This is a genomic window from Mycetocola sp. Y791, from assembly GCF_059445325.1.
Window position 1 is genome coordinate 500126 of sequence record NZ_JCAIUC010000001.1, and the last position, 12496, is coordinate 512621.

The 12496-nt window shown below is 64.5% G+C and carries 17 protein-coding genes; 6 read left to right on the forward strand and 11 right to left on the reverse strand.

Annotated elements, in window-relative coordinates:
- Positions 1–26: 26 nt before the first annotated feature.
- The 4 genes from AC1C2N_RS02360 to AC1C2N_RS02375 are packed head-to-tail and all read right to left on the reverse strand — an operon-like array spanning position 27 to position 2330.
- On the reverse strand, positions 27–362 hold the full coding sequence (locus AC1C2N_RS02360; protein ID WP_495432729.1) for a DUF4312 family protein: 336 nt from the start codon (positions 360–362) through the stop codon (positions 27–29).
- Positions 359–760, reverse strand: coding sequence for an SFCGS family glycine-rich protein (locus tag AC1C2N_RS02365; protein WP_495432731.1), 402 nt, complete (start codon positions 758–760; stop codon positions 359–361). Before AC1C2N_RS02365 ends, AC1C2N_RS02360 begins: the two co-directional genes overlap by 4 nt.
- Positions 761–813: 53 nt before the next feature.
- On the reverse strand, positions 814–1182 hold the full coding sequence (locus tag AC1C2N_RS02370) for a hypothetical protein (RefSeq protein ID WP_495432732.1): 369 nt from the start codon (positions 1180–1182) through the stop codon (positions 814–816).
- The gene (locus AC1C2N_RS02375; protein ID WP_495432733.1) at positions 1179–2330 is read right to left on the reverse strand and encodes an amidohydrolase/deacetylase family metallohydrolase; all 1152 of its coding nucleotides are present in this window, start codon (positions 2328–2330) and stop codon (positions 1179–1181) included. Before AC1C2N_RS02375 ends, AC1C2N_RS02370 begins: the two co-directional genes overlap by 4 nt.
- Positions 2331–2430: 100 nt before the next feature.
- Between AC1C2N_RS02375 and AC1C2N_RS02380 the strand changes: the two genes are divergently transcribed.
- From AC1C2N_RS02380 to AC1C2N_RS02390, 3 genes are read left to right on the forward strand one after another with little or no spacing between them, the layout of a single operon-like run.
- On the forward strand, positions 2431–3201 hold the full coding sequence (locus tag AC1C2N_RS02380; protein WP_495432734.1) for an IclR family transcriptional regulator: 771 nt from the start codon (positions 2431–2433) through the stop codon (positions 3199–3201).
- 43 nt (positions 3202–3244) lie between these two features.
- Positions 3245–3913 (forward strand): bifunctional 4-hydroxy-2-oxoglutarate aldolase/2-dehydro-3-deoxy-phosphogluconate aldolase, encoded by a 669-nt coding sequence (locus AC1C2N_RS02385; RefSeq protein WP_495433070.1) that lies wholly within the window; start codon positions 3245–3247, stop codon positions 3911–3913.
- Positions 3914–3922: 9 nt separating this feature from the next.
- A complete protein-coding gene (locus tag AC1C2N_RS02390; RefSeq protein WP_495432735.1) occupies positions 3923–4513 on the forward strand; it encodes an acyl-CoA thioesterase in 591 nt (196 codons plus the stop codon).
- A gap of 195 nt (positions 4514–4708) precedes the next feature.
- Here AC1C2N_RS02390 and AC1C2N_RS02395 read toward each other — a convergent pair whose 3' ends face one another.
- The 3 genes from AC1C2N_RS02395 to AC1C2N_RS02405 all read right to left on the reverse strand — a co-directional run bounded on the left by AC1C2N_RS02395 (position 4709) and on the right by AC1C2N_RS02405 (position 6670).
- Entirely contained in the window at positions 4709–5077 is a 369-nt protein-coding gene (locus AC1C2N_RS02395) for a hypothetical protein (protein ID WP_483405422.1), read from the reverse strand.
- Between the two features lie 148 nt (positions 5078–5225).
- Positions 5226–5939 (reverse strand): GAF and ANTAR domain-containing protein, encoded by a 714-nt coding sequence (locus AC1C2N_RS02400; protein WP_483405423.1) that lies wholly within the window; start codon positions 5937–5939, stop codon positions 5226–5228.
- Positions 5936–6670: a GAF and ANTAR domain-containing protein gene (locus tag AC1C2N_RS02405; protein WP_483405424.1), complete on the reverse strand. Its 735-nt coding sequence runs from the start codon at positions 6668–6670 to the stop codon at positions 5936–5938. The genes AC1C2N_RS02400 and AC1C2N_RS02405 overlap by 4 nt, the downstream gene beginning before the upstream one ends.
- A gap of 200 nt (positions 6671–6870) precedes the next feature.
- Here AC1C2N_RS02405 and AC1C2N_RS02410 point away from each other — a divergent pair, with 200 nt between their 5' ends.
- Genes AC1C2N_RS02410 through AC1C2N_RS02420 form a run of 3 tightly spaced genes read left to right on the forward strand, consistent with a single transcriptional unit; the run spans position 6871 to position 8313 of the window.
- Positions 6871–7077: a hypothetical protein gene (locus tag AC1C2N_RS02410; protein ID WP_495432736.1), complete on the forward strand. Its 207-nt coding sequence runs from the start codon at positions 6871–6873 to the stop codon at positions 7075–7077.
- Positions 7078–7080: 3 nt separating this feature from the next.
- Positions 7081–7293 carry a YozE family protein gene (locus tag AC1C2N_RS02415; RefSeq protein WP_108390270.1) on the forward strand — a complete coding sequence of 71 codons (213 nt, stop codon included), beginning with the start codon at positions 7081–7083 and terminating at the stop codon, positions 7291–7293.
- Positions 7294–8313 (forward strand): NAD-dependent epimerase/dehydratase family protein, encoded by a 1020-nt coding sequence (locus tag AC1C2N_RS02420; RefSeq protein WP_495432738.1) that lies wholly within the window; start codon positions 7294–7296, stop codon positions 8311–8313.
- Positions 8314–8360: 47 nt separating this feature from the next.
- Here AC1C2N_RS02420 and AC1C2N_RS02425 read toward each other — a convergent pair whose 3' ends face one another.
- The 4 genes from AC1C2N_RS02425 to AC1C2N_RS02440 form a co-directional block, all read right to left on the reverse strand.
- Positions 8361–9017, reverse strand: a complete 657-nt coding sequence (locus AC1C2N_RS02425) for a GntR family transcriptional regulator (protein ID WP_495432739.1) — start codon at positions 9015–9017, stop codon at positions 8361–8363.
- Between the two features lie 117 nt (positions 9018–9134).
- Complete coding sequence (locus AC1C2N_RS02430) at positions 9135–10130, reverse strand: transketolase family protein (protein WP_495432740.1); 996 nt, start codon at positions 10128–10130, stop codon at positions 9135–9137.
- Positions 10127–11038: a transketolase gene (locus tag AC1C2N_RS02435; protein WP_495432742.1), complete on the reverse strand. Its 912-nt coding sequence runs from the start codon at positions 11036–11038 to the stop codon at positions 10127–10129. The genes AC1C2N_RS02430 and AC1C2N_RS02435 overlap by 4 nt, the downstream gene beginning before the upstream one ends.
- Position 11039: 1 nt before the next feature.
- Complete coding sequence (locus AC1C2N_RS02440) at positions 11040–12488, reverse strand: MFS transporter (protein ID WP_483405430.1); 1449 nt, start codon at positions 12486–12488, stop codon at positions 11040–11042.
- Between the last annotated feature and the right edge of the window lie 8 nt (positions 12489–12496).

A 12496-nucleotide genomic window follows, 5' to 3' on the forward strand; every position in this document is an offset into this window, starting at 1 on the left:
GGAATTGTCCTGTCTGTCGTCGCGGATCATCGGAGTTGGAGGATGTGCTGGGTGATGCTCAAAGACTCGTTCTTGACGACGAAGTCAATGGACTCGAGGTCGATGAAGCTGACCTCAACGACAATTCGAGCCGTGATCCGGAACTGAGTGCGGGTGCGCGCAAAGAGGAACCCGAGGAACTTCTCGCGCTTGCGAAACTCGACGGCGCTGGTGACAGCGAGGTCGACAGGTTGAATTCGGAAGCACGTTCCGCTCGCCTGTTTGCGCACGCTCTCCGGTACCTGGCGGAACACATCGGACAGAGCGCGGTCTTGTGTATCGCCCTTGCCGGAGATCGTGCACTCAATCGTTTCGGTTTTCATGCGTCGTCCTCCTGCTTCTTCAGAAGTGCGGTTGCCACACGGAAGCCAAGTTCTTCGGTGTCGAGGAAGCCGAAGCCGAGCACCTGTTTGCCGGTCTGCACCGCGGTGACGCCCGCGTCTGCTGAGCGCATGTTGAACTCGATGTCGTATCCGTATTTCGACTTGGCGGTAACGGCACCCGCGCCTCCGCTGCCGCAGAAGCTGATGCCTAAATCGGCGTTTTCCGTCTTCATGACGTCTCCGACACGCATGTCGCCGGCTGGCCCTGCGATGAGCACGGCGCGTGCGCCGGCGGCCTCAACGCCTTTCGCGACCTGCTGCCCCTTGCCGAGCCGGTGGCCGATAACGATGGTTGGAACGTGAGCGTCCGTTGAGGGGGATGAATGCATTTCTGACATGAGGGGTCTCCGTTGATCGATGGGCTGGATGGGGTCGGTGTGTTGAACGAATTTCAGGGGGCAAGTCGTGCGACTTCGACGTGCATGGCGAAGAGGAAAAGTTCCTCCAGCCTCAGCTCTCCCCGGTGCTCCTCGCAGTATGGAGTGAGAGCGGTTCGCAGGCCGGAGATGGTCGATTCCGGAATTTCAGGGAAGTCGTTGATGTCGATGTCGGGCAGCTGCTCGCCACTCTTCAGGCGACGGGTGAACGCCAGAGTGTGTGCACAGAGTCCGAGTCGGCGGTCGTCGGAGAGTGTGAAGCCTGAGGTCACGATGAAGTCTTCGACCACCGTCACAACCTGGGTGACGTCCGCACGGTCGTCTTCCGTGAGGGAAGTGCTCGCTGCGAGGGCCTCCACCGCGGCATGCATGGGCGCGCTCATGAGCGAGCTCCGGCCGGGAGGTAGGTGCCACCGAGGAAAGCGCCGGCCGCAGAAAGCATCATCGATGTGGTGCGGGTTTCGCCTTCGGAGTCGGTGAGGTCAGCGCGCTCATCTGCGAGGCGGAGGAGGCTCAAGTCAGCGATGTTGCCCACAGACAGTGATCCGCGTGTGTCGCTGTCCCCGAGAACACGAGAAGCGTTTGTTGTGGCGTAACCGATCACACTGCCGAGTGAGAGGCCGAGCGCCAGCAATTTCGTGAGCGTCGTCGTGAGGCTGTGAACGGGTCCATCGATATTCTGCACGTGTAAATCGGTGCTTGCGAGGTCGGGAGGGAAGCCGCAGTCCAGAGCACGCTCGAGGGTGTTGAAGGAGAAACTAGCGCTGCCGTGACCGACGTCGAAGAGCACGCCGCGATCGCGCGCCCTGACCGCCGCGTCGTTGATCTGGTTACCGCCGCCAAACAGGCCTCCCCGCTTTCCATGGAATGCATGACTGACGACATCGCCCTCGACGAGCAGATCGAGCACGTCTGCGTATGCGGGAGGTTCATTGCCGACATGCACCATGACGGGGAGACCGAATTCAGCGGCGATACGGCGTGCCGCCTGTAGCGGTAGCAGCCCGTTAGTGCCAACAACCGACGCGCTCATTCGTGCCTTGATGCCGCGAACAGATTTGTGCGCCTGTGAGCTCAGCACCTTTTCGAGCTGCGCCGTCCCAACGTTTCGCATCTCGGTCAATTCGGTTGGACCGGCAGTCAGCCCGAGATCGGAGATGTTCACGAACGACAGAACACGCGTTGAAGACGCTTCAATCACTGTCTTCTGGAAGGTCGCAAAGTCCTGAGCTCCTGTGCTGCCTGCGTCCACCACGGTAGTTACTCCCTGGTCAACGCCTACGCTGTCAGCGTTGACTCCCAGATAGGTGAACTCGCTGAACACGTGGGTGTGGAGGTCAACGAGTCCGGGGCTGACAAGCATGCCGTGCGCGGGCACCGTCGAGCGCGCCTTCACCGGCACCGCCGGGTCAAGGACGGCTGCGATCCGGCCGCCATCCATAGCGACTGTCGCGGGAGTTCTTGACCCTACAGCGTCCAGGACAACACCCCCAATAATGGCTGTGTCGAACACGGGCGCGGTGGGCGTCATGCAGGGTACCTTTCGATAAGGAGCCGCGGCACGGAGACCGTCACCGTTCAAACTCCTATGAATGAAAAAGTGCAGATTCCTTAGCGTTCCGTCATACTGAATGGCGTTCCACTTTGGATTTGACGAATGTATCACAGCATCGCAGGGCGCGGAAAGGAAAAAGATGACTCGAGCGGATGCGTCACAAAACGCGGTCTCCAAGGCGTTGCGGATGCTGTCCCAACTTGCCCAGTCGCACGAGCCACTGCGCCTTGGAGACATCGCCGATGCCGTCGGAGTCCCTAAATCGAGCGTTCACCGTACACTCACGATTCTCATTGAGGAGGATTATGTCGAGTCGATCGGAGATGGCTATTACCGACCGGGCAACGGTTTGCGTGTGCTCGCTGCGGGAATGGAGGGCCACAGTGGATCAGGGATCGAGGCCGCGCTGCGAGCTTTGGAAAGTGAATTGCGACACACGGTTTTTCTCGCCGTATTGAGCGGTGACGTGGTGACCTACACGCACAAGGTCGACCCCGGACACGCATACAGCGTCACCGCTGATATCGGATCTCAAGTGCCGCTCACATCATCAGCCGCCGGCAAAGCGATCCTCGCTTATCTTCCGGAGAGTGAGCGGGCCGAGCTCCCCGTGGATGCCAACCTGACCACCCAGCTCCCGGAAATTCAACGTCGCGGGTTCGCCGTCGACTACGGGGAAACAGATCCTGCACTGTGCTCCATTGCGGCTGCGGTGCTCGATACGAGCGGATACCCCATGGCGGCGGTGTGCGTGAGCTCGCTTACTTACGTTCTGAAGGCTGCCGAGCTTGAGGCTATGAGCGAGGCCGTCAAGCGCACCGCTGCCGAAATCTCACACAGATTATGAACCGAACATTCATGCCGAGGAGGCACTGATTTTCAAGGAAGACATTTACGCCACTGCTGGGAACTTCTTCGATAGGTTCGCGGTCATGCCGATCGTGACCCTCGATGATCCTGCGAAAGCTAACCCGCTCGCGGATGCTCTGCTGGACGGCGGTATTGCATGCGCCGAGGTGACGTTGCGCACCGAGGCTGGCCTCGCCGCCATTGAGAGCCTTGCCCGGCGCGACGACATCGTGGTTGGCGCAGGTACTGTTCTCAACAGCGACGATGTTGATCGCGCTGCAGACGCGGGAGCATCGTTTCTTGTGAGCCCTGGATTCGGCCTAGACGTTGTGACACGTGCGCAGGAGCGCGGCATACCGGTCGTTCCGGGCGTGATGACGCCGAGCGAAGTCCAGGCTGCGGTGCTTCTCGGCGTGAGTCGGCTGAAGCTGTTCCCGGCTGCTGCCGCGGGCGGACTTTCGCTTCTTGATGCCTTCGGTGGTCCGTTCCCGTCTGTGAGGTTTATGGTGAGCGGTGGCGTCGCGCCTGACAACCTTGCGTCCTATCTCGCCCATCCCATGGTGTTCTCGGCCGGCAGCAGCTGGATTGCTACCAGGGCGAACATCGCCGCTGGAAATTTCGAGGACATTCGCAATCTGGCCGCGGCAGCATCACGCCTCGCTTGTGCGGACCCCACAGCCCTTGCCGCGAACCGTGCCCGAACTGTCTAGTCTGGCTGGGTGAATCTTCTCTGGCGCACCATCCTGCACTTCTGGCTGTCGAAGCGCGCGCACCGGCGCGACACCGACGGCCTCCACCCCTACGACGTGTTCTCCACCTCGTATCGAGTGCTCCCGACGGACATCGACATCCTCGGCCACCTCAACAATGGGCGCTACCTCTCGATCGCCGACCTCGGCCGGTTCGACATGCTCGTCCGCAGCGGCCTGTGGGCTGAAATGCAACGGCTGGGCTGGTACCCGGTGGTGCAGAGCCTCACCATCAGCTACCGGAAGTCACTCCTGCCGTGGAAGAAGTTCGACGTCGAGACACGGTTCATCGGCTTCGACGACCGCGCGGTCTACGTGGAGCAGCGATTCGTCTATGAGGGCGAGATCTACGCCCGCCTCCACATGAAGGGCCGCTTCCTCAAGCGTGCCGGCGGCCATGTCTCGGTGGAGGAGATCCGCCAGCTCGCCGGAGACCCCCAGAACGACTCCGAAATCGAGGGCTGGATTCACTCCTGGGCCTCCGATGTGGCGTTGCCATCCGTGAAGAGCCCCGCCCCGAGTATCTGGGACAACAGCGACCGTCCCGTGCACCGGCGCTGATCCCCAACGCACCCGGCGCGACCAGCGCTGTGTCGTGCGTCGCGGCATCCGGTGGATGAGGTGAGGGCCGCCGTACCTGCCCGGGGCAGTGGGCAAGCGCGGCGACCCTGTGTGCTGGCGCCCCCGCACCAGCACTGGCGGCTCGGACGCCGACTCCCTGTGAGTAGGGCCCCCGTCGGTATCCGAGCGCGCCGCTTAGGCGAACGTATGAACGTCCGAGTACAGTGGCGATTCGCCGACGGCGCGAACCTCCCAGGTTGTCACCGGGGGCCGTGAAACGACCGCCGAGTGTGAAGCGAGCAGGGCGACGCGGCGGCGAAGATCGCCGACCACAGAGTCGCTCACGACATCGCGAACGAGGGTCGGTTCGCTCTCAAAGAGCATCCCGGCGCTGGGCACCAGCAGGAGTTCGACCCGCCCGGCTGAGCCGTCGCGGCGGGAGATGGGTACCTCGACCACGTCGGACATGTTCGTCTCGACGAGGGCATGAGCGTAAGCGATGAGCGCGCGGGCGATGGCATCACCGGTGACGAACGTTGCGCCCGCGTAGTGAATTCTTTTCATGGTCGATGTCCTCCCAGATCAGCCCATCGGTGTGGGCATCATCCCGGGGTCCGGGGGACAATCAACGCATCGGGTGCGCTCTCGCTCACCGTACGCTGCAAACCGGCATAACGGAAGAGCCAGCCGGAAATAGAAACTCTGCGGGAGGTCAGATGACGAGAGTGCGGTCCACAACCTGCTGAGCGACGGACGAGAGGAGCATGCCCTTGCTTCGCGCGTAGGACCTCAGCTTCAGGAAGGCCTCGTCGGTGGACGAGTCGTTAAGGAACGCCAGCACGCCCTTCGCCTGCTCGATCAGCACACGAGAATTCAGCGCGGCCTGCAACTGTGACCTCACCGCGTCGCTCTCGCTCAGCATCCGTTCGTGAAGAATGCCGATGGTCGCGACATCCGCCAGCGCCTGCGCGGCGCGAACTTCTCGTTCGTCGAGGGCGCCCTCGTCGCTACGCAGCAGGTTGAGCGCGCCGATACGGTTCTCCCGGAGGCGCATCGGCAGGGCGACGACGCCCTTAAAGCCCTGTTCGGCGGCGCTGTCGATGAACCGCCGCCACTTCTCCGGTCCCTCGCTGATCTTGGTGAGCGACATCACTTCGCCCGTCCTGAACGCGTCAATGCACGGGCCTGCGTTGGCCGAGAGCTGCATCAGTTCAACGATGCTCGTCGCTTCACTCGTTGATGCAACGAGTTCAAGGTTCTCGGCGGTATCCCCGAGCAGGATGCCTGCGGCCGTGACGTCGAAGGAGGTCTGGCAGCTCTCCACGAGCGTTTGCATCAGCCCGATGGCGTCGTAGTCGCTGACGAGTGTGTCTGCGAGGCTCGCGAAAGCTTCAACGAACTCGTCCCCGCGTAGTGTCTTAGTCATGAGGTCTCCCCGGGCTGTGTTGATGTGGAAAGGTCCAGCGTGCGGGCGAGGATGTCTTCGGCAACCTCCTGGACCGGGCGTCCCGCGGCGAAGGCGTGAGCCTGGATAACCAGTCGGGCGTCATCGGGAGAGAGGTTGAGTTGGGCGAGCACCATTCCAGTGGCCTGGTGGAGAGTGCGCCGAAAGAAGGGGTTGTGCGGCTCCTGCGTGTCTGGCTGGTCGAACTTGTCCAGGGCCTGGCGGAGGACGAGGCGGCTCACCACGGCGGCAAGGGCCACCGATCGACGCGCATCGGCGGCGCTGAGTGCACCCGGTGAGGCGCGGTAAAGGTCGATCGCTCCGAGGCGCAGCGATCCGACGAGCATCGGAAAGGCGAAAATCGCCCCGACATCTTCCCGGCGGAGTGCCTCTGAAAACGCCGGCCAGGACCTCACAGGGTTATTGCGCACGTCGGGCTCCAGCACCGGGCGTGCCGATGAGAGTGCATCCCAGCACGGACCTTCGCCGAGATCGAACTGCAGTTCGTCGAGCCTCGCGGCGTGGTGGCTGGTCGCCGAGACGGTCTCGGTGCCGAGCAACGAGCCGAGCGTGGAGACCGCAGCGCTCTCGACGGGCAGGCTGTCGACAAACGGCTGCGCCAGGTCGGCGTTGTGGCCGTTGTCGCGGGTGAGCGATTCCATCGCAAGGGCGAAGACGTCACGCATGACAAACACCGCCGCTGGGGTACTCACGCCATGTGGCGGGGGCGTCCGATCGAATTCTCATAGTCGAACCACGTTACCCGTCTTCCGGTCGGTTGAGTAGTGCGCACTCCGAGGGCAGCGGCATCCGTCAGCGTCTTTCAGCGGCGACGATCCTGCCGCGCCGTCAAGCCCTTTCGAGAGTCCGTGCCGCACCGTAGGGTTGGGAAACCAAACGAGAGGAGACAACCATGTCTGACAACACTGGTGACCTGGGGCCTGACTCGACAATCCCCGACCACAAGACCGGCCTCGCAGCCGGATACACCGGCGAACCGTCGAGCTTTGAGCCCGAGGAAGACCCGGAACACCGCTCCGACGACACGGATGCCGATCCTGACGCTGGCGCAGGTCCTGCGGCCGGTATTCAGACCGGTGACAAGCGGATCGAGAGCTGAGCCATGACGTACACCTTCTCCGGCTGGCTTGCCAAGCAGAGCGACCGCGACGACGTGGTCGGCGAACTCGCCCGCAGCGTGCAGAACGATGGACTCTTTCCCAAGCACGGTGACAAGGCGATCTTCGACGGGTATTTCAGCGCCGACAACACGGTGGCCGAAACACGTCAGGCGTTCGAACGCGCCTGGGACGAGTTCGAAGGGCTTCCCGGGTAGATGCGCGTCGTCGTTGTAGGGGCTACGGGCAATATCGGCAGCGCCGTTCTGACCCGTTTGCGTGAAGAACCGTCCGTCACCGAGATCGTCGGGGTCGCACGGCGCTCGCCGACGGCATCCGTCGCCCCCTACAGCGGGGTCTACTGGCACCAGCTCGACATCGGTGAGTCGACGGCGGCTGCACAGCTCGCCGGGATCTTTGCCGGTGCGGATGCCGTGATCCACCTGGCCTGGGCGCTCCAGCCGAATCACGACGAAGAGCTGCTCTGGCGCACGAACGTGACCGGCACGAAGAACGTGCTCGCCGCCGCCGCCGCGGCCCGGGTCGGGCAGGTCGCGTACCCGTCGTCCGTCGCCGCGTACAGCCCTGGCCCCAAGACGCGTCGCGTGGACGAGAGCTGGCCGACCGGGGGAGTGCCGTCGTCGCACTACTCGCGCCACAAGGCGATCAACGAGCGCGCGCTCGACCGGTTCGAGGAAGAGAACCCGGCCATCGTCGTCACCCGGCTGCGACCGGGATTCGTGTTCAGCCGTGACGCGGCCACCGAGATCGCCGGCCTGTTCGTCGGCAAGGTGATCCCGCTGGGCTGGCTCAAGTTCGTGCCTGTGCCGTTCGTGCCGCTCCCGCCGCAATTCGTCGCGCAGATCGTGCACTCGAGCGACGTCGCCGACGCGTTCTGGCGTGCCATCGACCGCCGGGCGGCCGGCGCCTTCAACCTGGCCGCCGAGCCGGTGATCAACGGTGAGGTCGTCGCATCCGTTCTCGACGCCAAGTGGGTGCGGATCCGGCTGCGCGTCGCTCGGGCGGTCGCCTCGGTGACCTGGAAGCTGCGACTGCAGAACTCCGACCCGGGCTGGATCGACCTGGGCGCTCTCGTGCCCGTGATGTCGACCGAGCGGGCACGGCGCGAGCTGGGCTGGCAGCCCACTGTGTCGTCGACGGAGGCGCTCGCCGAGATCCTCGAGGGTGTTGCCGAACACTCCCGGGTGGAGGCATCACCGCAGCTGCGCGGGGTGTAACTGGCCTGCGCCGGGCGTTGCCTGCGCTGGATGTGACCTGGCCGCTGCTAACCGACGAGGTTGGCGGCGGCCTCATCCATGTGCGCGATGATTGTGGTCCGGGCCGTGGCGGCGTCACCGGTCTCGATGGCGTCGACGATCTCGCTGTGCCGGTCGACCTGCATGTTGGAGATCGCGCGGTCGGCACCCGCGAACATGATCGACATCCGGACCGTGCCCTCGAGCGCCTGCCACGACCGCATCAGCGTCTCGTTGTCGGTGAGTCGGCACAGTGTGCGGTGGAAGTTGAGGTCGGACTCGATCCGGTCTTCGAGGCCGTCTTTGGCCGCTCGCGCCATGCCCTCGATGGCGTCGCGGAGCTCGGCGATGACGGCGGAGCGATCGGGCAGTCCGCTCAGGGTTCTGGCCGCGAGGGACTCAAGCACCGCCCGCACGGCGAAGACGTCGCGGATCTCCTTGTCGCTCAGGCTGCGCACGCTGAGCCGCCCCCTTGCACCGGCGGAGACGAGGCCTTCCTGCTGCAGCTCGCGCAGCGCCTCGCGCAGTGTGCCGCGGCTGATATTCAATGTCTCCGACAGCTCGGTCTCGACGAGGTGTGTTCCCGGTGGGAGTTCGCCGGTGGAGATGGCGCGCCGCAGGGCATCGAGCGCCTGCTGCCTGAGGCTCGTGCGCTCGAGCCCGAGGAGGGATGCCGGTGCCACCATGAGGGATTCCTTTGGTCAGTTGTCGACATTAAGAAGTTGACATTGATGCTAGCAAAGCGTGTGGCGCTCAAACGGTGTAAAACCGTTCGAGCGCCACACGTCCCCCTTTGGCCGCATTCAATCGAGTTCGGAGAGGACTGTTGCGACGATTTTGTCGACCGACAGTCCGTAACGGTCGTGCAGTGTGGGCAGCGCGCCAGCGGCGAGGAACTCGTCGGGAAGCCCGATCGGCACCACCCGCTTGCCGAGTCCCGCCCGCACCGTTGCGCTCGCGACGGTCTCGAACAGCCCGCCGACCACCGAGTGGTTCTCGAGCGTCACGGCCAGGCGGTTGGTGTTGATCGCCCCGAGTACCGTCTCGCTGTCGAACGGCTTGATCGTCGGGGTGTGCACGACCGCAACGTCCACTTTGTGCTTGGCGAGAGCATCCGCCGCCTGTAGCGCACGCATCGTCATCAGCCCGCTGGAGATGAAGACGACGTCGGCGCCGCCGCGCAGTTCCTTGGCCTTGCCGAGTTCGAACGTGTAGTCGTACTCGTCGAGCACCGTCGGCACCTTGCCGCGCAACAGGCGCAGGTAGGTAGGGCCGTCGCTCGCCGCGAGCTGCGGCACCGCCTGCTCGATGTCGACCGAGTCGCACGGGTCGACGATGGTGAGGTTCGGCATGCCGCGGAAGATCGCCATGTCCTCGGTGGCCTGGTGGCTCGGCCCGTAACCGGTGGTGAGGCCGGGCAGTCCACCGACGACGTTGACGTTGAGGTTTGGCTCGGCGATGTCGAGGCAGAGGAAGTCGTACGCCCGCCTGGCCGCGAACACCGAGTAGGTGGACGCGAACGGTACGAGTCCGGTCTCGGCGAACCCCGCGGCGGCGCCGAACAGCAGCTGCTCGGCCATGCCCATCTGGAAGAACCGCTCCGGGAATGCCTGGGCGAAGATGTGCATGTCGGTGTACTTGCCGAGGTCGGCGGTGAGTCCGACGATCCTGTCGTTCTCCTCGGCCGCCTTGACCAGCGCGTGCCCGAACGGGGTCGGCGCCGTCTTCTGGCCGGGGTCCGCGAACGAGGCGATCATGGCCGAGGTCTTGAGCTTCGGCGTTGAGGTTGTCGTGCTCATGAGTGAGCCGTCCCTTCGTGTGCTGCGGCCTCGAAGCCCGCTGTCAGCTGGTCGCGGCAGATCTGCCACTCGCTCTCGTCGATGCGCATGAAGTGCGCCTTCTCCCGGTTTTCGAGCAGCGGCACTCCACGGCCGACGAGCGTGTCGCAGAGGATCATCGACGGGCGACCGGTGGCGGATGCCTGCTCGCTCGCGTTCGAGAACGCCCGGACGAGCTGCTCAGGGTTATTGCCGTCCACCCGCTGCGTGAACCAGCCGAACGCTTCCCACTTCTCGGTGAGCGGTTCCGTGCGGAGTACGGTGTCGGTCTTGCCGTCGGCCTGGAGCGCGTTGACGTCGACCATGGCGGTGAGGTTGCCGAGCTGGTGGTGGGACGCGGCCATCGCGGCTTCCCAGGTGGAGCCCTCATCGACCTCACCGTCGGAGAGGAAGTTGAACACCCGGGCGTCGGAACCCTGGAAGCGGAGGCCGAGCGCGATGCCGACGGCGACGCCGAGTCCGTGGCCGAGTGACCCGCCCGAGATCTCCATCCCTGGCGTGTAAGTGGCCATGCCCGACATCGGCAGTCGCGAGTCGTCGGACCCGTAGGTCTCGAGCTCCTCGACCGGGATGATGCCCGCTTCGGCCAGCGCCGCGTAGTGGCCGATGGCGTAGTGCCCGGTCGACAGCAGGAACCGGTCCCTTCCCTCCCACTCGGGCTCGTCCGGCCGGAACCGCAACTGGTCGGCGTAGACCGCGGCCATGATGTCGGCGGAGCCGAGCGCCTGGCCGACGTAGCCCTGACCCTGCACCTCTCCCATGTTCAGTGCGTAGTGGCGCATCCGGTATGCGGCTGCGGCGACCCGGTCGACGCGATCCTCAAGCGAGGTGGTGGCGGCCGATGGCTGCTCGTGTGTGAGCTGGCTCATGTCAGGACACTCCTTCGTGGCTGGTGGGGGTGACGCGTGTGGCATCCGTTTTCTCCGACGAATCCGCCCGGCGAGCGGCGTGCGAGTGCCGTGCGGCGCTCGACCCCTCGGTGGACACTGCCCGGTGCGCGACGTCGGCGGTCGTGGCCTCGTCGGCCAGTCGGCGTTCGCGCTTGCCCCAGGTCTCCCGGGTGGCGAGTGCGGCCCAGAGGCCGATCGCCGCGTAGAAGCTGAACAGCAGTGCCGGTCCGACCCAGCCCATCCCGATGAAAAGGAGGGTGGTGACGAACGGGGTGAAGCCCGCGACCATGGCCGAGATCTGGTAGGCGAGCGATGCGCCCGACGACCGCGTGTTCGCGTTGAACAGCTCGGGGAACCAGGCGCCCTGTGCGCCGGCGAGCGAGTTCTGGCAGATCGCGTACGAGATCACCATCGTGGCGATGATGAGCGGGAAGAGGCCGGTGTTGACCATCAGGAACATCGGGATGCCGTAGAGCAGGGCGAACAGGCACGACCAGATGTAGACCGGCCGGCGGCCGACGCGGTCGGTGAGCCTGCCCCAGGCCATGGTGGCGAAGATGCCGATTCCGGATGCCACGACGAGGCCGATGAGAGTCTCCGACTTGTCTGCGAGCTCTGTGGTGTGCAGGTAGGAGATCATGTACGTGATCGACACCGCGTAGCCCGCGGTCTCGGCGATCCGCAGGCCGATGCCGCGGACGATGTTGCGCCAGTCGGTCTTGATGACCTCGATGATCGGGTTCTTGACGATCTGGCCGTGTTCCTTGACGTCTTCGAAGACGGGGGACTCGGGGACCTTCGCCCTAATGATGAGTCCGACGGCGACCAGCACAATGCTCGCGAGGAACGGGACCCGCCAGGCCCAGTCGCCACCGAGCGATCCGCTGGCGAGGAAGACGAGGTTGGCGAGCAGGAGTCCGACCGGGAAACCGGCCTGGACGATGCTCGTGTACTTGCCCTTCTGCTTCCACGGCGCGTGCTCGTAGCTCATCAGGATCGCGCCGCCCCACTCGGCACCGAACGCGAGGCCCTGGATGATGCGCACGAGCACCAGCAGGATCGGGGCGATGATGCCCGCCGTCTGGTAGGTCGGCAGGAGCCCGATCGCGAACGTCGCGAGGCCCATCAGGATGAGGGATGCCACAAGCACCGGCTTGCGGCCCAGCTTGTCGCCGAGGTGACCGCCGATGATGCCGCCGATCGGGCGGGCCGCGAAGCCGACACCCAGCGTGGCGAACGCCGCGAGGGTGCCGGTGACCGGGTCCCCGCCGGGGAAGAAGGCGGTGCCGAAGTAGAGGGCAGCCGCCGTGCCGAAGCCGATGAAGTCGTAGGTCTCGATGACTGCGCCCACCCCGGAGCCGATGGCCACTTTTCGGGCATCTTTCGTTCCCGAGACTGGTCCGCGCATTGTCAGAGCGTCGTTGCTCATTGAAATAC

Excerpts from the sequence above, each read along its gene's own strand:
- AC1C2N_RS02380 (WP_495432734.1), top strand. The coding sequence starts at position 2,431 with ATGGCGTTCCACTTTGGATTTGACGAATGTATCACAGCATCGCAGGGC.
- AC1C2N_RS02400 (WP_483405423.1), bottom strand. The coding sequence starts at position 5,939 with ATGACTAAGACACTACGCGGGGACGAGTTCGTTGAAGCTTTCGCGAGC.
- AC1C2N_RS02420 (WP_495432738.1), top strand. The coding sequence starts at position 7,294 with ATGCGCGTCGTCGTTGTAGGGGCTACGGGCAATATCGGCAGCGCCGTT.
- AC1C2N_RS02375 (WP_495432733.1), bottom strand. The coding sequence starts at position 2,330 with ATGACGCCCACCGCGCCCGTGTTCGACACAGCCATTATTGGGGGTGTT.
- AC1C2N_RS02430 (WP_495432740.1), bottom strand. The coding sequence starts at position 10,130 with ATGAGCACGACAACCTCAACGCCGAAGCTCAAGACCTCGGCCATGATC.
- AC1C2N_RS02395 (WP_483405422.1), bottom strand. The coding sequence starts at position 5,077 with ATGAAAAGAATTCACTACGCGGGCGCAACGTTCGTCACCGGTGATGCC.
- AC1C2N_RS02410 (WP_495432736.1), top strand. The coding sequence starts at position 6,871 with ATGTCTGACAACACTGGTGACCTGGGGCCTGACTCGACAATCCCCGAC.
- AC1C2N_RS02360 (WP_495432729.1), bottom strand. The coding sequence starts at position 362 with ATGAAAACCGAAACGATTGAGTGCACGATCTCCGGCAAGGGCGATACA.
- AC1C2N_RS02370 (WP_495432732.1), bottom strand. The coding sequence starts at position 1,182 with ATGAGCGCGCCCATGCATGCCGCGGTGGAGGCCCTCGCAGCGAGCACT.
- AC1C2N_RS02435 (WP_495432742.1), bottom strand. The coding sequence starts at position 11,038 with ATGAGCCAGCTCACACACGAGCAGCCATCGGCCGCCACCACCTCGCTT.
- AC1C2N_RS02415 (WP_108390270.1), top strand. The coding sequence starts at position 7,081 with ATGACGTACACCTTCTCCGGCTGGCTTGCCAAGCAGAGCGACCGCGAC.
- AC1C2N_RS02425 (WP_495432739.1), bottom strand. The coding sequence starts at position 9,017 with ATGGTGGCACCGGCATCCCTCCTCGGGCTCGAGCGCACGAGCCTCAGG.
- AC1C2N_RS02365 (WP_495432731.1), bottom strand. The coding sequence starts at position 760 with ATGTCAGAAATGCATTCATCCCCCTCAACGGACGCTCACGTTCCAACC.
- AC1C2N_RS02440 (WP_483405430.1), bottom strand. The coding sequence starts at position 12,488 with ATGAGCAACGACGCTCTGACAATGCGCGGACCAGTCTCGGGAACGAAA.